The sequence below is a fragment of the Novosphingobium sediminis genome, assembly GCF_007991615.1.
GTDB classification, from domain to species: domain Bacteria; phylum Pseudomonadota; class Alphaproteobacteria; order Sphingomonadales; family Sphingomonadaceae; genus Novosphingobium; species Novosphingobium sediminis.
The window spans coordinates 106104-126915 of record NZ_BJYR01000001.1; the positions used below are offsets into that span (position 1 = coordinate 106104).

General features: G+C 64.9%; 18 protein-coding genes. 12 read left to right on the forward strand and 6 right to left on the reverse strand.

What is annotated here, in order from left to right; translation table 11 throughout:
- Window positions 1–149 precede the first annotated feature (149 nt).
- Genes NSE01_RS00460 through NSE01_RS00475 form a run of 4 tightly spaced genes read left to right on the forward strand, consistent with a single transcriptional unit; the run spans window position 150 to window position 5446 of the window.
- The gene (locus NSE01_RS00460; RefSeq protein WP_147157651.1) at window positions 150–2039 is read left to right on the forward strand and encodes a 2-oxoacid:acceptor oxidoreductase subunit alpha; all 1890 of its coding nucleotides are present in this window, start codon (window positions 150–152) and stop codon (window positions 2037–2039) included.
- 13 nt (window positions 2040–2052) lie between these two features.
- Complete coding sequence (locus NSE01_RS00465) at window positions 2053–3087, forward strand: 2-oxoacid:ferredoxin oxidoreductase subunit beta (RefSeq protein ID WP_147157652.1); 1035 nt, start codon at window positions 2053–2055, stop codon at window positions 3085–3087.
- A 3-nt stretch (window positions 3088–3090) separates the two neighbouring features.
- Window positions 3091–4023 (forward strand): metal-dependent hydrolase, encoded by a 933-nt coding sequence (locus NSE01_RS00470; RefSeq protein ID WP_147157653.1) that lies wholly within the window; start codon window positions 3091–3093, stop codon window positions 4021–4023.
- A 55-nt stretch (window positions 4024–4078) separates the two neighbouring features.
- Window positions 4079–5446: a cryptochrome/photolyase family protein gene (locus NSE01_RS00475; RefSeq protein WP_147157654.1), complete on the forward strand. Its 1368-nt coding sequence runs from the start codon at window positions 4079–4081 to the stop codon at window positions 5444–5446.
- Window positions 5447–5654: 208 nt separating this feature from the next.
- On the opposite strand, the gene NSE01_RS00480 is transcribed toward NSE01_RS00475, so the two are convergent.
- The 3 genes from NSE01_RS00480 to purF all read right to left on the reverse strand — a co-directional run bounded on the left by NSE01_RS00480 (window position 5655) and on the right by purF (window position 8319).
- Entirely contained in the window at window positions 5655–6017 is a 363-nt protein-coding gene (locus NSE01_RS00480) for a PilZ domain-containing protein (protein ID WP_147157655.1), read from the reverse strand.
- A 68-nt stretch (window positions 6018–6085) separates the two neighbouring features.
- A complete protein-coding gene (locus NSE01_RS00485) occupies window positions 6086–6832 on the reverse strand; it encodes an SDR family NAD(P)-dependent oxidoreductase (RefSeq protein ID WP_147157656.1) in 747 nt (248 codons plus the stop codon).
- Window positions 6829–8319: an amidophosphoribosyltransferase gene (purF, locus tag NSE01_RS00490; RefSeq protein WP_147157657.1), complete on the reverse strand. Its 1491-nt coding sequence runs from the start codon at window positions 8317–8319 to the stop codon at window positions 6829–6831. Before purF ends, NSE01_RS00485 begins: the two co-directional genes overlap by 4 nt.
- Window positions 8320–8493: 174 nt before the next feature.
- On the opposite strand from purF, the gene NSE01_RS00495 reads away from it, so the two are divergent.
- The 8 genes from NSE01_RS00495 to NSE01_RS00530 all read left to right on the forward strand — a co-directional run bounded on the left by NSE01_RS00495 (window position 8494) and on the right by NSE01_RS00530 (window position 17350).
- Window positions 8494–9735, forward strand: a complete 1242-nt coding sequence (locus tag NSE01_RS00495; RefSeq protein WP_147157658.1) for a lipoprotein-releasing ABC transporter permease subunit — start codon at window positions 8494–8496, stop codon at window positions 9733–9735.
- Window positions 9728–10402 (forward strand): ABC transporter ATP-binding protein, encoded by a 675-nt coding sequence (locus NSE01_RS00500; RefSeq protein WP_147157659.1) that lies wholly within the window; start codon window positions 9728–9730, stop codon window positions 10400–10402. The genes NSE01_RS00495 and NSE01_RS00500 overlap by 8 nt, the downstream gene beginning before the upstream one ends.
- A gap of 90 nt (window positions 10403–10492) precedes the next feature.
- On the forward strand, window positions 10493–10981 hold the full coding sequence (locus NSE01_RS00505) for a glutathione peroxidase (RefSeq protein WP_147157660.1): 489 nt from the start codon (window positions 10493–10495) through the stop codon (window positions 10979–10981).
- An 83-nt stretch (window positions 10982–11064) separates the two neighbouring features.
- Window positions 11065–14658: a DNA polymerase III subunit alpha gene (dnaE, locus tag NSE01_RS00510; protein ID WP_147157661.1), complete on the forward strand. Its 3594-nt coding sequence runs from the start codon at window positions 11065–11067 to the stop codon at window positions 14656–14658.
- 26 nt (window positions 14659–14684) lie between these two features.
- Entirely contained in the window at window positions 14685–16289 is a 1605-nt protein-coding gene (locus tag NSE01_RS00515; RefSeq protein ID WP_147157662.1) for a long-chain fatty acid--CoA ligase, read from the forward strand.
- A 1-nt stretch (window position 16290) separates the two neighbouring features.
- On the forward strand, window positions 16291–16731 hold the full coding sequence (locus NSE01_RS00520) for a DUF1330 domain-containing protein (protein WP_246134957.1): 441 nt from the start codon (window positions 16291–16293) through the stop codon (window positions 16729–16731).
- Window positions 16731–17051 (forward strand): YbjQ family protein, encoded by a 321-nt coding sequence (locus NSE01_RS00525; protein ID WP_147157663.1) that lies wholly within the window; start codon window positions 16731–16733, stop codon window positions 17049–17051. Before NSE01_RS00520 ends, NSE01_RS00525 begins: the two co-directional genes overlap by 1 nt.
- On the forward strand, window positions 17048–17350 hold the full coding sequence (locus tag NSE01_RS00530; protein WP_147157664.1) for a hypothetical protein: 303 nt from the start codon (window positions 17048–17050) through the stop codon (window positions 17348–17350). Before NSE01_RS00525 ends, NSE01_RS00530 begins: the two co-directional genes overlap by 4 nt.
- Here the strand turns inward: NSE01_RS00530 and NSE01_RS00535 are convergent.
- Genes NSE01_RS00535 through NSE01_RS00545 form a run of 3 tightly spaced genes read right to left on the reverse strand, consistent with a single transcriptional unit; the run spans window position 17347 to window position 20767 of the window.
- Complete coding sequence (locus NSE01_RS00535) at window positions 17347–18429, reverse strand: PA0069 family radical SAM protein (RefSeq protein ID WP_147157665.1); 1083 nt, start codon at window positions 18427–18429, stop codon at window positions 17347–17349. The genes NSE01_RS00530 and NSE01_RS00535 overlap by 4 nt on opposite strands.
- Window positions 18430–18480: 51 nt before the next feature.
- Window positions 18481–19008, reverse strand: coding sequence for a molybdenum cofactor biosynthesis protein B (gene moaB, locus NSE01_RS00540; RefSeq protein WP_147157666.1), 528 nt, complete (start codon window positions 19006–19008; stop codon window positions 18481–18483).
- Window positions 18998–20767 (reverse strand): lytic transglycosylase domain-containing protein, encoded by a 1770-nt coding sequence (locus tag NSE01_RS00545; protein WP_246134958.1) that lies wholly within the window; start codon window positions 20765–20767, stop codon window positions 18998–19000. The genes moaB and NSE01_RS00545 overlap by 11 nt, the downstream gene beginning before the upstream one ends.
- Window positions 20768–20812: the final 45 nt, after the last annotated feature.

Genomic DNA, 20812 nt, shown 5'->3' on the forward strand with positions numbered 1-20812 from the left:
AAACATGAGCGAGTGCAAGATTTGCGGTGCATCAGTTTTTCTTCTTTGCGAACCGCTACATGAGGGAATAGGCGCCCCTAGACGAAGCAAGGTGCGCAAGAGGACGCGACGGGCCGGATGGTCGCCCGCCGCGGATAGCAGAGGATCTTATGGCGACAGTTCTTGAGAGCGAACCCGAAGGCCACACCGGCGGGAGCGATCATTCCCCCGCGCCCGACGCGGTCGTGGTGCGGTTTGCAGGCGATTCGGGCGATGGCATGCAGCTTACCGGCGGCCAGTTCACGCTCTCTACCGCGCTGGCGGGCAATGACCTCGCGACTTTCCCCGATTTCCCCGCCGAAATCCGCGCGCCGCAGGGCACGTTGTTCGGTGTCTCCGCGTTCCAGATCAACTTCGGCTCGACCGAGATCGATACCGCAGGCGACGCACCCGACGTGCTCGTTGCGATGAACCCGGCCGCGCTCAAGACCAATGTCGGTGCGCTGAAGGCGGGCGGCCTGATCATCGCCGACACCGGCGAGTTCAACAAGCGTAACCTCGAGAAGGCGAAGTACGATGTCAGCCCGCTTGAGGATGGCAGCCTCGAGAAGTGGCAGGTGCTGGCATTCGACATCTCGGCGCTGACGCTCGAAGCGGTGAAGCCCTTCGGCCTTGGCAACAAGGAAGCGCTGCGCTGCAAGAACATGTGGACGCTCGGCCTTGCGCTGTGGATGTTCGACCGTGATCGCCAGCCGCTGATCGATTGGCTCAAGGGCAAGTTCGCCAAGGCGCCGGTGCTGGCCGATGCCAATATCGCCGCGCTCAATGCGGGCCACGCTTATGGTGAGACAGCTGAGCTGGCAGGCCCGCTCAAGCAGTATCACCTCGCTCCGGTTGAGAGCGAGCCGGGTCTTTACCGTACCGTGACTGGTGCCGAGGCCGTTTCCTATGGTCTGGTTGCCGGTGCGCAGCTTGCGGGTCTGGACCTGTTCTTCGGCGGCTATCCGATCACTCCGGCTTCGGCGATCCTCCACAACCTCGCGCGGCTCAAGGAATTCGGCGTCACAACCTTCCAGGCGGAAGACGAGATCGCAGCGATTGCCGCCGCCATCGGTGCGTCGTTCGGCGGACAGCTGGGCGTGACATCGTCCTCGGGCCCCGGCATTGCGCTGAAGGGTGAGGCGATGGGCCTTGCGATCATGACCGAGCTGCCGCTCGTCATCGTCAACTCGCAGCGCGGCGGTCCTTCGACCGGCCTCCCCACCAAGACCGAGCAATCGGACCTTTATCAGGCAGTCTATGGCCGCAATGGCGATGCGCCGATGCCGGTGATCGCCGCACGCAGCCCCTCGGATGCGTTCGAGTGCGCGATCGAGGCGTGCCGCCTTGCGGTGCAGTACATGACCCCGGTGATGCTGCTGACCGACGGCTATATCGCCAATGCGGCCGAGCCGTGGAAGGTGCCCGATCCTGCTGGGTTCGAGCCATTCCCGGTTACGTTCCTCGAAGAACCCAACGGTCCCGACGGCAAGGTGCTGCCCTATGCGCGCGACGAAAAGGGCGCGCGGCCGTGGATCAAGCCGGGCACTCCGGGCCTCATGCACCGCATCGGCGGCATCGAGAAGAACCCCGGCACCGGCAACATCGATTATGCGCCCGCCAGCCATCAGGCGATGACCAACGCGCGCAAGGACAAGGTGGACGGCATCGCTGCCGGCATTCCGGCGCAGGAAGTCACCCTCGGCGAAGCGGGCGGCAAGCTCGCGCTGGTCGGCTGGGGCTCGACTTATGGCCCGATCCATCAGGCCGTGCGCCGCGCCCGCCGAAAGGGCTATGACGTCAGCCACATCCATGTGCGCCACGTCTGGCCGCTGCCCGAGAACCTTGGCGAGCTGCTGAAGAGCTACGATCAGGTGCTGGTGCCCGAAATGAACACCGGCCAGTTCAAGACCGTGCTGCGCGATCAGTATCTAGTCGATGCCAAGCCGCTCAACAAGACGAGCGGGCAGCCGTTCACCATTGCCGAAATCGAAGCGGCGATTGCCGCGGCGCTGGCCTGAGGGAAGCGACACCATGAACGACATGACCCCCATCGCCAAGGTCCAGACCACGCTCAAGGACTGGGAAACCGATCAGGAAGTCCGCTGGTGCCCGGGCTGCGGTGACTACGCGATCCTCAAGGCGGTGCAGCGCACTCTGCCGGAAATCGGCGCGGACCCGGCCAAGACCGTGTTCGTTTCGGGCATCGGCTGCTCGAGCCGCTTCCCCTACTATGTCGAAAGCTACGGCTTCCACACCATCCACGGCCGCGCCCCTGCCTTCGCAACGGGTCTCAAGCTCGCCAATCCGGAGCTCGACGTGTGGCTCGTCACGGGTGACGGCGACGGCATGTCGATCGGCGGCAACCACACGATGCACGTGCTGCGCCGGAACCTGAACACGCAGATCCTGCTGTTCAACAACGAGATCTACGGCCTCACCAAGGGCCAGTATTCGCCGACCAGCCGCCCCGGCACCGTTTCGCCCACGACACCGCTGGGCTCGGTTGACCGTCCGGCCAGCCCCTGCGCCTTTGCGCTGGGCGCCGGCGGACGCTTCATCGCGCGCGCCTATGACGTGAGCAAGGAACTGCCCTCGGTGCTCAAGGCCGCGCACGCCCATCAGGGCGCGGCGTTCGTGGAGATCTTCCAGAACTGCATCGTCTACAACAAGGATGTCTTCGCCGATTTCACCGAGAAGGCCGGTGCCGCCATGGGCCAACTCTGGCTGAAGCACGGCGAGCCGATGCTGTTCAACAAGGGCACCAAGGGCATCGCTCTCGATACCGAGACGCTGGCGCTCAAGGTGGTCGATGTCGTCGATGGCGATTGGCAGGCGGCGGGCGTGCGCGTCCACGACGAGAAGAACCGCGCGCTGGCGCATCTCCTTGTCGAGATGCCGTTCGGCCCGTTCCCGATGGCACTGGGCGTGATCTACGACGATCCGCGCCCGACCTTCGAGGCGGCGGTGATCGAGGAACGCACGCGCGCCGCGGCAGGCAAGACCGCAAACCTCGCCAAGCTCCTCAGCAAGGGTCAGACCTGGACCGTCTCTGCCGATCAGGCGTGATTTCTGGATAACCTCACGCACAGCCTTGTCGGGTGGGCGCTGGCCGAAACCGGCCTGAAGCGCCGCACCCGCTTTGGCACGGCGGCGCTGGTTCTCGCGGCGAACCTGCCCGACATAGATGTTCTGTTCGGCTGGGCGCCATGGCCGCCGCTCGCGATGCATCGGGGCTTTACGCATGGCCTACCGGGCGGTGTCCTGCTGCTGCCGCCGCTGCTGGCATTGTTGCTGTGGCTATGGGGCAGGCGGCGGCCTGCTCCTGAAAGCGCGCCCCCGCTTCATTTTGGTTGGCTGCTTGCGCTGTGCTGGCTGGGCGCTTTGACGCATCCGCTGCTCGATATGCAGAACATTTATGCGGTGCAGCTGCTTTCGCCCTTCAGCGATCGCTGGTTCCACACGGATGGGCTGTTCATCATTTCGCCGTGGTTGCTGGCTCTGCTCGGAGGCGGCATCTGGGCAGCGCGGCGCTATCGGCGGCCTCGATATGCCTTGGCCGGGGTTGCGGCGGCGGTTCTCTTCATTGGGGTCAACATCGCGATCTCCGCGCTGGCATGGGACGCGCCGCGCATCGACGCGCCCTATGCCAATCCCGACCGCGTGTTCGCCGCGCCCGAACCGCTGGCATTCTGGCGGCGCGATGTCGTCTGGCGGCAAGATGGGGCCATCGCGTTCGGGCGCTTTGATCCGTTCGTCCGGCAAGCGGCGCTGCTCGATTTTACGGTGCCAGCACCGGATAACATGAGCGACCCGCGTGTGGCTGCGGCCGCCGCCAGCAGCCGGCAGGTCGCCAAGTTCCTCGTCTGGTCGCAAATGCCCGCCGCGCGGATCGTGGACAACGGACGCTGCAGCAAGGTGACATTCGGCGATGGGCGTTTCACCGGACCGATGATGAGCCGGAACTTCAGCGTATCGGCCATCCACTGCGGGGCCCGCTACTGAGCGCCTGCCCCAATGTGCAGGTGCCGCGCCGTCAACCGCGTTGCAGAGGAAGCGGATGACTTCGCCCACCATCGTCTGGCTGCGCCGCGACCTGCGCCTTGCTGATCAGGCCGCCTTTGTCGCAGCTGCTGCTGCCGGGCCGGTGATTCCGGTCTACGTCCTTGATGACGAGACGCCGAAGCACCGCCGCATGGGCGCGGCCTCGCGCTGGTGGCTGCACTACAGCCTCGCGAGCCTTGATGCGGATCTGCGCAAGCGGGGCTCGCGCCTGATCCTGCGGCGTGGGCGGTGTGAGACCGTGTTGGCTGACCTTGCTCGCGAGACGGGCGCGGCCACAGTCCACTGCCTGCGCCACTATGAGCCTTGGTGGCGCAATGCGGAGCGCGCGGTGGGCGAGGTCCTCGATCTCCAGCGCCACCACGGCAATTACCTCGCGCCGCCGGGGTCGATTACCACGGGCAGTGGCGGCCCATACAAGATCTACACCCCGTTCTGGCGCGCCCTCGAAGCGCGCATGCCGCCCGCCGCGCCGCAGCCTGCACCGCAATCCTTGCCCGCGCCCGCCGCGTGGCCTGCCTCCGACAATCTTGCTGATTGGAACCTCCTGCCAACCACGCCCGACTGGGCTGGCGGCATGCGGGACGAGTGGACGCCGGGTGAGGCGGGGGCTGCTGACCGGCTTGCAGCGTTCCTCCCGCGTGCCCGCGTCTACTCCGAGCGGCGCAATCTGCCCAGCGTTTCCGGCACCTCGCGTCTTTCGCCGCACCTGCATTTCGGCGAGGTCTCGCCCGCGGCGCTGTGGCACGCGGCGGCCGAGCGGGGCGGTTCGGTGGGTACATTCCTCGGCGAACTGGGCTGGCGCGACTATGCGCAGAACGTGATCCTGCAGATGCCGGATTATGCCGGAAAGCCTGCGCGCGAGGCTTTTGAAGAGTTCCCTTGGCGCGATGATCCGGTGGGACTCAAGGCCTGGCAACAGGGCTGCACCGGCTATCCGATCGTCGATGCCGGCATGCGCGAACTGTGGGCGACGGGCTGGATGCACAACCGCGTGCGGATGATCGCCGCCAGCTTCCTCATCAAGCATTTGCTGATCGACTGGCGAGAAGGCGAACGCTGGTTCTGGGATACGCTGGTCGATGCAGACTATGGCTCGAACGCGGTCAACTGGCAGTGGAGCGCGGGGACGGGCGTCGACAGCAACATGTTCGTGCGGATCATGGCGCCGTTGACCCAGAGCCCCAAGTTCGATGCGGCGGGCTATATCCGTCAGTGGGTGCCGGAATTGGCGCACCTCGATGATACGCGCATCCACGATCCCGACGTGCGCCCGCGCGCCTACCCGCCCCGGATCGTCGGCCATGCCGAGGCGCGCGCGCGCGCGCTGGCGGCCTATGGCGAATGGAATGATCGCGGGAAGTGACGTCAACTGCGTGGCGATCTAACGGGCAGGCGGCACTGCCCGGTTGACGCCAGGATCGGAGGCAATCGCCATGCCGGATAGATGGATGGTCCGCACTGCCAGCTATCCGCTCAGCAGCGAAACCTTGGCCACGTAACGCTGCTCAAGCCGGCTTGAGGTTTGTTGAAAAGGTTAAAGAAATTTTTACCAACCAGAAGGGCTGGAATCGTCACCCAACCGGGCGATAGACCCCGTCGCCGCGGTAGCGCTGCAGGATGTTGTCGTGGACGATCGGGCTGAGCAGCTTGGCAAAAGCGCAACCGACCTGGCCGCGCAGCCACCAGACGACTTCGGCCTGTTGCGCCTCGAGGCCGGGCAAGGTCAGCCAGCAGGTCGAGCCGACATGCATGCGGTTGAGCGCGGTCGCCGAGAAGCCGCCGAGTGACAGATCATGCACGACGGTGTGGAAGCCCTTCGAGCCCGACGCGCGCAGGGTTGCCGGAATGTTGACCTTGCTGCGCGGTGCGCAGCGGTCTTCCTGGCTTGCCAGATGATAGGCTTCGTTCGCGTAAGGATCCCAGTCCTTGTGCATGGCGCTTGTCCTGAGCCGAGTCGACATCCCCGGACGGGGCATCGTGACCGGACTATCGCCAGACGCGCTTAACCGTTTGCTAGGACTTGTGGTTCGCGGGGCTGGTTAACCGATACGCGGGCCGGGCTGGCAAACGATTCACCAACCAATGCCACGATGTAATCGCCAACTACTTCCGGCGCCTTAACGCTGGCCGGGTCTTCGCCGGGATAGGCCTTGGCGCGCATTGCGGTGCGCGTGGCACCCGGATCAAGGATGGCCACGCGGATGGCGGACAGGTTGCGAACTTCCTGCGCATAGGCATCGAGCATGTTTTCGAACGCGGCCTTGGTCGCGCCATAGGCACCCCAATAGGCGCGCGGAGCCGAGCCGACGCTGGAAGTCACGCCGATCACGCGGGCGTCCTTGCTCTTCTTGAGCATGGGATCGAAGCCAGCGATCAGCGACTGGGTGGCGAGCACGTTGAGCGTCATCGCGCGGCTGAGGTCCTTTGGCTCGATCTGCCAGACCGGTGTCAGCGTCGGCAGTACCGCCGCGTTGATTACCAGAATGTCGAGCGCTTCCCAGCGGCGGCCGATGGCAGCGGCGAGGCGGGCAATGCCGTCAGGCTCGGCCAGATCGACCGGGGCGATGGTGGCGTTGCCGCCGGTCTCGTAGATGGCCTGCTCGACCGCTTCGAGTTCCTTGCCCGCGCGGGCGGTCAGGATCACGTGAGCGCCGGCTGCGGCAAGCGCCTTGGCCGTTGCCGCGCCAATGCCACGGCTGGCGCCGGTGACCAGCGCGAGCTGGCCAGAAAGGGGGCCTTCGCTGCTCATGCTACCTTGTCCACCGGCAGGGACAGTTGGTCTGCACCGTCGCGGCCGACAAGGTCGGTCAGGCGGGTCGGGTACTCGCCGGTGAAGCAGGCGTCGCAATACTGCGGGCAGGCCTTGTTACGGCTCGCTTCGCCCACCGCGCGGTACAGCCCATCGATCGAGATGAAGGCGAGGCTGTCGGCGTGGATGAACTTCGCCATGGCTTCCACGTCCATCGTCGCGGCGAGCAGCTTTGAACGCTCGGGCGTATCGACGCCGTAGAAGCAGGAATGTTCGGTCGGCGGGCTGGCAACCCTGAAGTGCACTTCACGTGCACCGGCATCGCGCATCATCTGCACGATCTTCATCGAGGTTGTGCCGCGCACGATCGAATCGTCGATCAGCACGATGCGCTTGCCCGAAACGAGCGCGCGGTTGGCATTGTGCTTGCGCTTCACATCGGCGTGGCGGGCGCCGTCCGAAGGTTGGATGAAAGTGCGGCCGACATAGTGCGAGCGGATGATGCCAAGCTCGAACGGAATGCCCGAAGCCTGCGCATAGCCAAGCGCGGCAGGGACGCCGCTGTCCGGCACGGGGATTACGAGATCCGCATCGACTTCGCTCTCACGCGCCAGTTCTGCGCCGATTGCCTTGCGCACCTCATAGACCGAGCGGCCGCCCATCAGCGAATCCGGGCGGCTGAAATAGACGTGCTCGAAAATGCAGGGGCGCGGGCTGGGGTGGCCGAACGGGCGGTGGCAGCGGATTTCGCCGTCATGCCCGACCTGGATCATCTCGCCCGGCTCGACCTCGCGCACGAAGTCCGCGCCGATCACGTCGAGCGCCACGGTCTCGCTCGCGAAGACCACCGCATCGCCCAGCTTGCCCATGACGAGGGGGCGGATGCCGAGAGGATCGCGGCAGGCGATCATGCCTTCATTGGTGAGGCAGATCAGCGAATAAGCGCCTTCGACCAGCCGCAGCGCATCGATGAAGCGGTCGAGCAGGGTGGGATAGCGGCTCGTCGCGACGAGGTGGATGATGACTTCGGTGTCAGAGGTCGACTGGAAGATCGCGCCCTTGGCGACAAGGTCGCGCTTCAGCGTCATCGCGTTGGAGATATTGCCGTTGTGCGCGATAGCGAAGCCGCCGGTAGCCAGGTCGGCGAACAGCGGCTGCACATTGCGCAGGCCCGAGCCGCCAGTGGTCGAATACCGCACATGGCCTGCCGCCATGGTGCCGGGCAGTTCGGCAATCGCCTCGCTGCTGGAAAAGATGCTGGCGACATGGCCAATGCCGCGCCGCGAGTAGAATTCCTGCCCATCGAAGCTGGTGATGCCGACGGCTTCCTGCCCGCGGTGCTGCAATGCGTGCAGCCCGAGTGCGGAAATGGCGGCGGCATCGCGCGCGCCAAGCACGCCAAAAATGCCGCATTCTTCGCGGAGTTTGTCGCCGTTCTCGTCGTAAAACGGATGGGCCGCGCCGCAAAGGGGATCGGTGAGGGTCATGGGCGTTCCGAATTCTGCGCTGCGGCGCCCGTACCGACGCCTTCGCGCGCCATGTGGCGACGTTTGGGGCGTAACGCAAGTGTCTCCAATCCGGTGCCCACGCCCAGTGTGCATGGTTGCCACGCGTCAAGCATGCGCCTAGATGGCCCCAGACATGCTTAAGCGAGCCCGCACTTGATCCTCTCGCCCTTCGAATGGACCATCGCCAAGCGCTATATGCTGCCGGGCCGGGGTGAGGCGTTCATTGCCATGGTGGCCGGCATCAGCCTTGTCGCGGTCATGCTCGGCGTGGCTGCGCTGGTCATCGTGATGAGCGTGATGAACGGCTTTCGCGCCGAACTGCTTGACAAGATCGTCGGGCTCAATGGCCATGCGATCATTCAGGCCTACGGCGGCCGGCTTGATGACTGGCAGGATATCCTGAAGCGGGTGGAGGCGACACCGGGCGTCACGCGCGCCAGCCCGCTGATCGAGCAGCCGCTGCTCGCCACCTTCAACGGGCGGGTCGAGGCGATCCTCGTGCGCGGCAACACCAGCGCCGATCTCAAGCGGCTCTCGTCCAAGCGCCTCGTCGGCAATTTCGCAGATTTGCGCCCCGGCTCTACCAACGTCGCGATCGGCTCGCGCCTCGCCGAGAGCCTTGGTGCGCAGATTGGCGACACGATCACGATCATCAATCCGCAGGGCCGCTCGACGCCCTTCGGCACCGTGCCGCGCCAGATCGGCTACAAGGTGGCAGCGATCTTCGAGATCGGCGTCTATGACTACGATCAGGCCTATGTCGTCATGCCCATTGCCGACGCGCAGACTCTGCTGCTGACGGGCGACACCATCGGCATGATCGAGGTGACGACGACCAATGCGGATACTGCCGCGCAGACGCTGGCGCCGATCAAGCAGGCGCTGGCGGGACGCGCGCAAGTGACCGACTGGAAGACGATCAATGCCAGCCTGTTCGAAGCGCTGGCGGTCGAACGCGTCGCGATGTTCGTGGTCCTTTCAATCATCGTGCTCGTCGCGGTGTTCAATATCCTCTCGTCACTCATCATGCTGGTGCGCGCGAAGACGCGTGACATCGCGATCCTGCGCACGATGGGCGCCACGCGTAAAAGCCTGCTCAAGGTGTTTGTCACGATCGGCTTCGTGATTGGTGCGCTGGGGACCGCGGTCGGCCTTGCGCTCGGCATGGTGTTCCTGTTCTTCCGCCAGAACATTATCGACGGTGTCCAGTATGTGACCGGGCAGCCGCTGTGGGATCCGCAGATCCGCTTCCTCACCGAATTGCCCAGCCGCAGCGATCCCATCGAGATCACGGTGATTTGCGTAATGGCGCTGGTGCTGAGCTTCCTTGCGACGCTTTACCCGGCGCTGACTGCGGCAAGCACCGATCCCGTGCAGGTGCTGCGTTATGAGTGATCCGTTCGTCCGCCTCGCGGGCCTCAAGCGCAGCTTCTCGCAGGGCGGTGAGACCATCGAAGTCCTGCGCGGGATCGATCTTGTGATCCGCCCGGGCGAAATCGTTGCGCTGCTCGGACCTTCGGGTTCGGGCAAGTCGACCATGCTGCAAGCAGTGGGCCTGCTCGAAGGCGGCTTTACCGGGCAGATCGCTATCGCCGGCATCGAAGCCAGCGCGCTTTCGGCTGATGCGCGCACCACGCTGCGGCGCGATCACTTGGGCTTCGTCTACCAGTTCCATCACCTGCTGCCTGATTTCAACGCGACCGAGAATGTCGTCCTGCCGCAATTGGTAGCGGGCAAGCCGGCTGCCGAAGCCAAGGCCCGCGCGGAAGAACTGCTGACGGCGCTCGGTCTTGCCCACCGCCTGACACATCGGCCCAGCCAGCTTTCGGGCGGCGAGCAGCAGCGCGTTGCTGTCGCCCGTGCGCTGGCGAACCGCCCCGGCCTTGTGCTGGCGGATGAGCCAACCGGCAATCTCGATGAAGCGACCGCCGACAAGGTGCTCGAAGAGTTCCTTAAGCTGGTGCGGGGTGAGGGCAGCTCGGCCCTCGTCGCGACGCATAACGAGCGCCTCGCCCTGCGCATGGACCGCGTGGTACGCCTCCACGAAGGGCTGCTGGCCTGATCCTGCTAGCCGCTTGATCCCCCTGTCTGCTTGATCCTTGCGCCGCGCCGTGCCAGCCTCCGGCCAAAGCACACGAGGGGAGCCCACGGAATGACCAGCCCGCAGACGATTGCCGATTTCACCGTGAAGATGCCCGGCGGCAAGGATCTCAGTCTCGCCGAAAAGGCGGGCAAGGTGCTGCTCGTCGTCAACACCGCTTCCAAGTGCGGCTTCACCCCGCAGTACGACGGGCTGGAAGCGCTTTGGCGCAAGTACGGGGATCGCGGTTTTGAAGTGCTGGCGTTCCCCTGCAATCAGTTCGGCGGGCAGGAGCCGGGGGGCGCGGAGGAAATCGAGAGCTTCTGCAAGCTTAACTTTGGGGTCAGTTTCCCCCTCATGTCCAAGATCGAGGTCAATGGCGACGGCGCCGATCCGCTCTACAACTGGCTGAAGGCCAAGGCCCCCGGCGTGCTCGGCACCAAGGGCATCAAATGGAACTTCACCAAGTTCCTGATCGGCCGCGATGGCAAGGTCGTCCGCCGCTATGCGCCGACCGACAAGCCGGAAAGGCTGGCGGCGGATATCGAGGCTTTGCTTTGAGGTAGTGGAGGGGGCCAATCCCAAGTGGATAATGCCCTCCCGAACCCTCGCAGAATCACCCCCCAAGCCCTAGCCTCACGCGCATGCCCCATGCTCCCTTCGTTCCGCTGCGCATCTTCTCGTCCTACACGATGCTCGACGGCGCGATCGATCCGAAGGCGATTGCCAAGACGGCAGCGGAGCGGGGCTTTCCGGCCGCGGCGATCACTGATCGCAACGGGCTCTATGGCAGCGTTGCCTTCGCCAAGGCCTGCCTCGACATGGGCGTCCAGCCGGTCATCGGCACGATGCTCGCGGTGGCGCGTCCGGCGCGGGAAGGGGCAGCGAACACCGGGTTCGGAGCGAGCGCGCCGACCATCGACTGGCTGGCGCTCTATGCGCAGGATGCGCGTGGCTACGACAACCTCTGCCACCTCGTCAGCCGGGCGCACCTTGCGCGGCCGCTGGAGTTTGCGCCGCACGTGCCCCTGGCGGAACTGGAAGGCCACAGCGACGGGCTGCTCTGCCTGACGGCGGCTGGCGAGGGCGGGCTGACCCGCCTGCTCGCCGATGGCCAGCAGATCGCGGCCGAAGCCTATGTCCAGCAGCTTGAGGCCTTGTTCCCTGAGCGACTCTATATCGAACTGGCCCGGCGGAACGATCCGGTCGAGATGGCGGCGGAAGGAGCGCTGATCGATCTCGCTTATGCGCGCGATCTGCCGCTCGTCGCCACAAATCCCGCCTGCTTTGCCGAGCGGACCTTTTACGACGCGCACGATGCCATGCTCTGCATCGCAAGCTCGACGCACGTCGATTCCGTGGACCGCCCGCGTTCTTCGAAGGAATGGTGGATCAAGCCTGCGCCGCTGATGGAGGAGACCTTCGCCGATCTCCCCGAAGCGCTGGCGAACACGCTCGTCGTCGCGCAGCGCACCGCGTACAAGCCGCCCTATCGCAAGCCGATCCTGCCCAGCCTTGCCGGCGACAAGGAAGGCGAAGCGCGGATGATGGCCGAGGATTCGCGGCGCGGCCTCGTCGTGCGGCTCAAGCCATATTATCCCGAAGCTGCCGCCGAGGAACTGGCGCAGGCGCTCACCTGCCCGGCTGAGGACATGGACAGCTTGTCCGCCGAAGTCCTGCGCGCCGAAGGGCATTGGGACGAAGTAAGGCAGTACCGCGACCGGCTCGAATTCGAGATCGGCATCATCAACCGCATGGGCTTTGGCGGCTACTTCCTGATCGTGGCCGACTTCATCAAGTGGGCCAAGGAACAGGGCATTCCGGTGGGGCCGGGGCGCGGTTCCGGCGCGGGCTCGCTGGTGGCGTGGGCGCTCACCATCACCGATCTCGATCCGATCAAGCTGGGTCTGCTGTTCGAACGCTTCCTCAATCCGGAACGCGTCTCGATGCCGGACTTCGACATCGATTTCTGCGAAACGCGGCGCGGTGAAGTGATCCGCTACGTCCAGCGCAAATACGGTGACGATCACGTCGCGCAGATCATCACCTTCGGTAAGCTGAAGGCCCGCGCGGTGCTGCGCGATACCGGGCGCATCCTGCAGATGAGCTACGGGCAGGTCGACCGCCTGTGCAAGATGGTGCCCAACCACCCGACGGACCCCTGGCCGCTGCCCCGCGCGCTCAACGGCATTGCCGATCTGAAGCGCGAATACGACCGCGATCCGGAAGTGCGCCGCTTGATCGATCTGGCGATGCAGCTGGAAGGTCTGCCGCGCAACAGCTCGACCCACGCGGCGGGCGTCGTGATCGGCGACCGTCCCTTGGCGCAGCTCGTGCCGCTCTACCGCGATCCGCGTTCGGACATGCCGGTGACGCAGTTCGACATGAAGTTCGTCGAGGAAGCGGGCCTTGTGAAGTTCGACTTCCTCGGCCTCAAGACGCTGTCCGTGCTGCGCAAGGCTGTGGACCTGATGGCCAAGCGCGGCATCCAGATCGATCTCGACCGCCTCGCGTGGGATGATGCGCAGGTCTACAAACTGCTCCAGTCGGGCGACACGGTTGGCGTGTTCCAGCTGGAATCGGAAGGCATGCGCCGCACGCTGGCAGCGGTGAAACCGACCAATTTCGGCGACATCATCGCGCTCGTGTCGCTCTATCGCCCGGGCCCGATGGACAACATCCCGCTGTTCGGTCGCCGCAAGAACGGGCTGGAGGCCATCGAATACCCGCACGAGAAGCTCTCGGTCATTCTCGCTGAGACGTACGGGATCTTCGTCTATCAGGAACAGGTGATGCAGGCTGCGCAGATCCTCGCGGGGTACTCGCTGGGCGATGCAGACTTGCTGCGCCGCGCGATGGGCAAGAAGGTTCAGGCCGAAATGGATGCGCAGCGCCAGCGCTTTGTCGATGGCTGCAAGGAAGTGTCCGGGATCGACGCCAAGAAGGCCAACGAGCTGTTCGATTTGATCGACAAGTTTGCCGGCTACGGCTTCAACAAGTCCCACGCTGCCGCCTACGCGCTGCTTGCTTACCAGACTGCGTGGCTCAAAACGCACTACCCGCACGAGTTTTACGCTGCTTCGATGTGCTTCGACATGCACCAATCGGAAAAGCTGGCGGTCTTTGTCGATGACATGCGCCGCTCCGGCATCGCGCTGCATGGGCCGGACATCAACCGCTCCGAGGCCGAGTTCACTGTCGAGCGCACCGAGGATGGCTATGCGGTCCGCTATGCGCTCGCGGGCCTGCGCAACGTGGGTGAGAAGGCGATGGACGCCATCGTTGCCGAGCGTGAGGCGAACGGGCCCTACACCAGCCTCGATGACCTGTTTCGCCGCTTGCCGGCAGGCGCGATGAATCGGCGTGGACTCGAAGCGCTCGCGGCGGCGGGCGCATTCGATGCGCTGGAGCCGAACCGCGCGCAGATCACCGCCAATGCCGAATTGCTGATGGCGGTGGCCGATGAAGCCGCGCGCTCGCGCACCTCCGGGCAGGCAGGGCTGTTCGGCGCGGAGGATCACGCTGTTCCTGCCACGCGCCTTTCCGAGACCGCGCCTTGGTCGCGTGCCGATCAGATGGCGGCGGAGCGCGACACCTTCGGTTTCTACTTCGCGGCGCATCCGGTCACCGAATATCGCGCCGTCGCTTCGGCCAACGGCGCGCGGACTTACGGCAGCCTGATGAGCGGCGATGGCGACGCTGCCGGTGGGCGCAGCGGCGCGGTAATGGCGGCGCTGGTCGAGAACGTGAACCGCCGCAAGACCAAGAAGGGCAATGATTTCATCGCCGCCGATTTCTCCGACAGCAGCGGCCAGTTCTCGGCCTCGTGCTTTGAGGAGTCGCTCGTTGAGCCGTTCCAGCAATGGGCGCGCGATGGGACATGCGTGCTGCTCAATGTGGAGTTGGACCGCCCAAACCCGGACGAGCCGCCGCGCATTACCGTGCGCGGTGCGCGTCCGCTGGCGTCGGTCAGCAGCGCCGCGCGGATGCTGCTCAAGCTCGATGTGACGAAACCTGAAGCGATGTCCGAACTCGCGCTGCTGCTGCCCCGCGCAGAAGGTGCGCGGGGTGAAGTCATTGCCCGCTTGCGCACGGGTACTGGCCGCGAGCCTGTCATGCGGCTTGGCAATGATTTCTCACTTGATTCAGATGTAATCGAGCGATTGATTCCGGTGGAAGGGCTTGCCAATGTGGCCCTTACCGCGCGGGCCGACCGGCACTTGCGGCTCGTCGAATAGAACAAGGCATTAAAGGGGAGTTGGGGATGCAGCTGGGCGCCATGCAGGATTGGTCCCTGCGCGTGACGCGTTTTATCGATCACGCCGCGCGCGAACATGGCGGTCGCGAGATCGTTTCGCGCTGGGCCGATGGCAGCGAAAGCCGCACGACCTGGGCCGGTATCCGCCACGATGCCATGCGCATGGCGCAAAAGCTGGCGAAGCTGGGGATCAAGCCGGGCGACCGCGTCGCCACATTGGCGATGAACCATCACCGCCATCTCGTGACGTGGTACGGCGCGGTTGGTGTCGGCGGCGTGCTCCACACGATCAACCCGCGCCTGTTCGACGAACAGCTCGATTACATCGCCAACCATGCCGAAGACCGCGTGATGCTGTTCGATGCGGCCTTCGCACCGATCGTTGAACGGATGAAGCCGCGCTGGAAGACCATCGAGCACTACGTCTGCTTCGACAGCAGCGACCCTGCCGAGCATTTCGAGGACTGGATCGCCACCGAAGATGGCAAGGGCGAATGGGCCGACGGTGATGAGCGTGACCCCTGCATGCTCTGCTATACCAGCGGCACCACCGGCAACCCCAAGGGCGTGCTCTATGAACACCGCTCGACCGTGCTTCACGCGATGACGGCGATGACCCCGCAGGTCTTCGGCATGGATTGCCGCACGGTTGCGCTTCCCATCGTGCCGATGTTCCATGCTGCAAGCTGGGGCCTTCCGTGGGCCGGCGCGGCAGCGGGTGCCAAGTTTGTCTACAGCGCGGTGAACGAGGCTTCCGTGCTGTGCGAACTGATGGAGCGCGAGAAGGTGACGACCTCCGCCGGCGTGCCGACAGTCTGGCTCAGCCTGCTCCAGCACATCGATGCGCAGGGGAAGGACATTCCCGCGGATCTGCACACCGTGGTCTGCGGCGGTTCGGCCATGCCCCGCGCGATGATCCAGCGCTTCATGAAGGCGGGCCGGCGCGTCGCCCACGCCTGGGGGATGACCGAGACGTCGCCCATTGGCACGACGGGAACCGAGACATCGAACTGGGACGAGCTTTCGTTCGACGAGCAGGTCACGATCAAGGCGATGCAGGGCCGCGTGCCGTTCGGCGTGGAACTGCGCTGCGTCGATCTCGATGACTACAGCAAGGTCCTGCCTCGCGATGGCAAGTCATCCGGTGCGCTGCAGGTGCGCGGGCCGTGGGTTGTGGGCCGCTATTTCAAGGCTGAAAATCCCGCGACCGATGCCGACAACTGGTTCGACACCGGCGACGTTGCGGTGCTTCATCCGGATGGCACCTTGCAGCTGACCGACCGCACCAAGGACGTGATCAAGTCGGGCGGTGAATGGATCAGTTCGGTCGAGCTCGAGAACGCCGCCATCGGCTTCCCGGGCGTGGCCGAAGCTGCCGCGATCGGCGTCTATCACCCCCGCTGGGATGAACGCCCGCTGCTGGTGGTGGTCAAGAAGCCCGGTGCGGACGTGTGCCCTGATGCGCTGCGCGAGTATCTTGGCACCCACGTCGCCAAGTGGTGGCTGCCCGATGCGGTCGCCTTTGTGGACGAGATCCCGCACACCGGCACCGGCAAGATCAGCAAGAAGGACCTGCGCGATCAGTTCCGCGATTGGCAATGGAGCGCCTGAGATGGCTGAAAACGTGATGGACGAGGCCTATATCGATCCGAGCCGCGAGAACTTCGAAAAGTTCAAGGCCCTGCCGCGCGACACTCCGATCCACATGCTCAATCTCGTCCGCTTCCGCGAAAAGGCGGCCTATCCCGAAGGCCACCCGCTCGCGGACAAGGGGCTGACCGGGGCTGAGGCCTACCGTGAGTACATGCGCACGATCAGGCCGGTGCTGGAGCGTTCGGGCGGCCATATCGTCTGGGCGGGGGCGTTCGAAGCGATGGTGACGGGCCCCGCCGAGTGGGATTGGGACGAGACTTTCGTGATGGCCTATCCTGATGCTGCAAGTTTCATGGGCATGGTCAAGGATCCGGACTATGCTCCGGTCGTTGTCCACCGGCAGGCGGCGGTCGCTACGTCGCGGCTGGTGCGCTTTGCTCCCAAGGAAAGCCTTGCCTGATGATTATCGCCACCACCGAGAATGTCGCCGGCCGCGAGGTAACCGAATGCCTTGGGCAGGTTTTTGGAGTGGTGGTGCGCAGCCGCGGGCTGGGCGGCAATATCGTTGCTGGCCTGCGCTCGATCATCGGCGGTGAGATCAAGGAATACTCCGCGCTGGTGGAGGACACCCGCCGCCATGCGATCGACCGGCTCGTCATGAACGCCGCTCTCATGGGCGCGGACGCTGTCGTGATGATGCGCTTCGATTCCGGCTCGATTGGCCAGACGATGAACGAAGTCGTCGCCTATGGCACGGCGGTCAAACTGAAGCCGCTATGACGCCGAACGGCCGCGCCGTTGCGCTGGCGATAGCCGTGTTGGCCGCTCTGGGCGGCCTGTTCCTGCAGGCAAGCGCGCTTGATGGCGGCGGTTTTCCCTTGCTGCTGTTTGCTGGCCTGATCCTGGTCGGTACTTTGTTCGATGCCGGATATCTTGCAAAGAAGCGCCATCGACGCGGCGTCTGGCAGCTTACCTCGGAGCGGGAAGTGGATCACCAATCCGGCCAGATCCTCAAAGTCTGGTTCGATCCGGTTTCGGGTGAGCGGCGCTATCTGCCCAGCGGCGAACGGCCAGATTAGAACAGCGCGAGTTGCCCGTCGCGGCTTGGCGGTCTGAACTGGCTGCAATCGAGCACCGGCTTTGCCTGCGCAATCCCCGCGCGCTTCAGTCCCAGCCGGAACCGGTTCCGCACCAGATCGGCCCAGACCCCGGTCGGCTTCATCCGGCTGAAGAAGCGGGCGTCGTTGTCCTTCCCGCCGCGCACCGATTGCACGATGGCCATGACTTTCGCCGCGCGGTCCGGGAAATGCACTTCCAGCCATTCGCGGAACAGCGGCGCAACTTCATGTGGCAAGCGCAGCATGATCCAACTCGCGGACTGCACCCCGCGCGCGCCTGCTTCGGCAAGGATGGCCTCGATAAAGCTGTCCGTGATCGCCGGGATGATCGGTGAGACGGAGACGTTGGCATGGACTCCTGCCTTCGCCAGCGCCTCCAGCGCAGCAAGGCGCTTGGCCGGGGCCGAAGCGCGCGGCTCAAGTATGCCCGACAACCGGGGATCGAGGCTCGTCACCGAGATCGAGACAGCCGTCAGGTTTCGCTTCGCCAGTTCGCTGAGGAAATCGAGATCATCAAGAACGCGGGCCGACTTGGTCGTGATCGTCACCGGATGCCCCGTTTCGAGGCACACCTCGAGAACCGCCCGCGTGATCCGGTAGCGGCTTTCGATTGGCTGGTAGGGATCGGTATTGGTGCCCAGCGCCAGCGGGGCAGGGGTATAGCCGCGCGCGGCAAACGCCTTGCGCAGCAGCAGGGGCGCGGCGGGCTTCGCAAACAGCTTCGTCTCGAAATCCAGCCCCGGCGATAGATCATGCCAGGCATGGGTGGGCCGCGCATAGCAATAGACGCAGCCATGTTCGCAGCCACGATAGGGATTGAGCGAACGGTCGAAGGGAATGTCCGGCGAGGTGTTGTAGGAAATCGCTGTCTTGGGGGATTCCTCGGTCACGGTTGTCCGCAGCTTGGGGCCGGGACCATCCACCGTTTCCGCTGCATCCAGCCAATCGCCATCAGCGTCGCGCGTGTTCAGCCCGAAGCGCGTGGGCACCAGCGCCGATTGCGCACCGCGGCCGCGAATGGTGGAATCGGATGTTCCCATTTAAGAGAACATAGTGAGAACAGGCGGCGGACGCCAGTCTGTTTGACGCGCCTACTTCTCCAGCAGCCTGGGCATCAGTTCGACGAAATTGCAGGGCCGGTTGCGGCTGTCGAGCTGTTCGGCGAGAATTCCGTCCCAGCCATCCTTCACCGCACCGTTCGAGCCGGGGAGGGCGAAGATATAGGTTCCGCGTGCCACAACCGCGCAGGCGCGCGACTGGATCGTGCTGGTGCCGATGGTCTTGAAGCTGAGCCAGCGGAACAGTTCGCCGAAGCCCGGAATATCGCGCGTCTTCACGCGGTCGAGCGCTTCGGGGGTGACGTCACGCCCGGTAAGGCCGGTGCCGCCGGTAATCACGACAGCATCGACGCTGCGGTCATCGATCCAGTTGTTGAGCCGGCTGGCGATGCGCGAGGCATCGTCCTTCTCAATTGCGCGCGCGGCAAGGTGATGCCCCGCTGCCTTGATCCGCTCTGCCAGGATATCGCCCGAGGTATCATCCTCCGGCCCGCGCGTGTCCGAAACGGTCAGCAGCGCGATGTTGATCGGCTTGAACGTGCGCGAAGTATCAATTGCCACGCGAGGCCATCCTTACACTATCCGCGCCGGTGAGGCCCGGGAACTTCGGCCACATACCCTGCGCGAGGCCGATGCGGCTCTCAGACGGGCCGCCGGCCTGGCGCTCGTACATCCAGTAATTGCGCATCACGATCGAAACGTAGCCGCGCGTCTCCCAATAGGGGATCGATTCCATCCACAGCAGCGGATCGCCGTTGTCACGGATTTCATTGTTCCAGCGGCTGATCGGCATGGGGCCCGCGTTGTAGGCGGCGATGACCTTGGGCAGCAGCCCGCCGGTCGCGCCCGAATCGCGCAGCCGCACGAGGTAGCCCTGCCCGAAGGCAAGGTTCACGTCGGGCAGATCGAGCTGGCTCTCACGCCCTGCCATGGCCGGCTCATCGCGGACAATGCCACGCGCGGTGCCGGGCAGAACCTGCATCAACCCTCGCGCACCGGCCGGGCTGACGACCGCCGTGCGGAAATTCGATTCCTGAAGCGAATGCGCGAAGAGCAGCGCCGGATCGACCTTCCAACCCGTCGCCGGAACCCAGCGCGGCGCCGGGAAGCGCGCGGCGGCATCGGCCTTGGCACCCGAGGGCGCATTGTAGGCCATCCACAGCTGCGTCGCCGGCAAGCCCAGATCGCGGGCAAGGCGCGAAAGCGGCGCATAGAGCGAGGGATCGCCGATCCGCGCCTGATGGCGCAGCAGTTCGTCGGCAAGGCCGTCTTCGCCAATCTCGGCAAGCTCAACCGCAAGGCGCACGTTGCTGACCTGACGCAGATGTTGCCAATCGTCCGAAGTGAAATCCGGCGCCGAAGTGAGCGTCGTTTCCTTGATGCCCAGCGCTTCGCTGGCGATCATGCCGTAAAGCGTATCGCGCAGCCGTGCGGCGTTGCGCATTGCGCCCGCAACCTTTTCCGGCGCCCGGCAGCGCATCCATGCGCGCCCGGCCCAGTAATTGGCGGCGGCGTTAAGCTCGTCATTCTGCGCGACGCTGGCGGCTTGCTCGAAGCTGCTCGCCGCGTTCTGGCAATCGCCGAGCCGCCAGGCGGCGAGGCCTGCGGTCCACAGCGCTTCGGCCACCCACGGCCCACTCGCGCCCTGCAGCGCGCCCAGCGAGACGTTGCGCGCATTGGTGTCGTCGTTCTCGATGTAGAACGCCCAGCCCACGCGCTGATGCCATTCGGCGCGTGCCTCTGCCGAAAGGCTGGCTTCGATCCCGTCGAGCAGGATGCGGGCGCCAAGCGGGTCGTCGTTCTTGATGCGGTCCTGAATGGCGAGCGCCACGCTGTCTGGCATTGTGCCATCGGCAACCGGGCGCGGCTTGATGCGCTTGGGCAGGCCGGGCAGCGCCATCATCGGCTGCGCGCTGGGGAGCGCCGGCAGTTCGGTCGCGCCGCGCTTCAGCGCAAGGCGGCTCAGCTGTTCGGCCCACGGCAGCTCAGGCGCTGAGGAAAGGACCTGCGTCAGCGGCGCAAGTTCTGCCTTTGGCGAACTGGAAGCGAGGAAATACTGCGCCTTGGCAACCGCATGGAGCGGACCATCGGGGCGCTGGGCGAGCAGCGACTGCACCGTCGTCCAGTCCTCGCGCTCGATCGCGCCGAACATCTGCTTGTAAAAGGCGCGGTCTTCCTGGCTGAGAAGCGAGGGCACCGCGGTTCGATCAGTCCGCGCACGGAAGTATTCGGCAGCAGCGCTGTTGGCAGACGCAGGCGCGGCAGTACTGGCAGCGAGAACGGCAGCCACGGCAAGCAATGCAGTTCGGCTGAACTTCACGAACGATTGGCCCCGCACGAACATCCCACTTCGGATCTCTTCCCG

What these genes read in the sequence shown, in the direction of transcription:
- NSE01_RS00460 (WP_147157651.1), top strand. Translation starts at nt 150, where the DNA reads ATGGCGACAGTTCTTGAGAGCGAACCCGAAGGCCACACCGGCGGGAGC.
- NSE01_RS00465 (WP_147157652.1), top strand. Translation starts at nt 2,053, where the DNA reads ATGAACGACATGACCCCCATCGCCAAGGTCCAGACCACGCTCAAGGAC.
- NSE01_RS00475 (WP_147157654.1), top strand. Translation starts at nt 4,079, where the DNA reads ATGACTTCGCCCACCATCGTCTGGCTGCGCCGCGACCTGCGCCTTGCT.
- NSE01_RS00480 (WP_147157655.1), bottom strand. Translation starts at nt 6,017, where the DNA reads ATGCACAAGGACTGGGATCCTTACGCGAACGAAGCCTATCATCTGGCA.
- NSE01_RS00485 (WP_147157656.1), bottom strand. Translation starts at nt 6,832, where the DNA reads ATGAGCAGCGAAGGCCCCCTTTCTGGCCAGCTCGCGCTGGTCACCGGC.
- purF (WP_147157657.1), bottom strand. Translation starts at nt 8,319, where the DNA reads ATGACCCTCACCGATCCCCTTTGCGGCGCGGCCCATCCGTTTTACGAC.
- NSE01_RS00500 (WP_147157659.1), top strand. Translation starts at nt 9,728, where the DNA reads ATGAGTGATCCGTTCGTCCGCCTCGCGGGCCTCAAGCGCAGCTTCTCG.
- NSE01_RS00505 (WP_147157660.1), top strand. Translation starts at nt 10,493, where the DNA reads ATGACCAGCCCGCAGACGATTGCCGATTTCACCGTGAAGATGCCCGGC.
- dnaE (WP_147157661.1), top strand. Translation starts at nt 11,065, where the DNA reads ATGCCCCATGCTCCCTTCGTTCCGCTGCGCATCTTCTCGTCCTACACG.
- NSE01_RS00515 (WP_147157662.1), top strand. Translation starts at nt 14,685, where the DNA reads ATGCAGCTGGGCGCCATGCAGGATTGGTCCCTGCGCGTGACGCGTTTT.
- NSE01_RS00520 (WP_246134957.1), top strand. Translation starts at nt 16,291, where the DNA reads ATGGCTGAAAACGTGATGGACGAGGCCTATATCGATCCGAGCCGCGAG.
- NSE01_RS00525 (WP_147157663.1), top strand. Translation starts at nt 16,731, where the DNA reads ATGATTATCGCCACCACCGAGAATGTCGCCGGCCGCGAGGTAACCGAA.
- NSE01_RS00530 (WP_147157664.1), top strand. Translation starts at nt 17,048, where the DNA reads ATGACGCCGAACGGCCGCGCCGTTGCGCTGGCGATAGCCGTGTTGGCC.
- NSE01_RS00535 (WP_147157665.1), bottom strand. Translation starts at nt 18,429, where the DNA reads ATGGGAACATCCGATTCCACCATTCGCGGCCGCGGTGCGCAATCGGCG.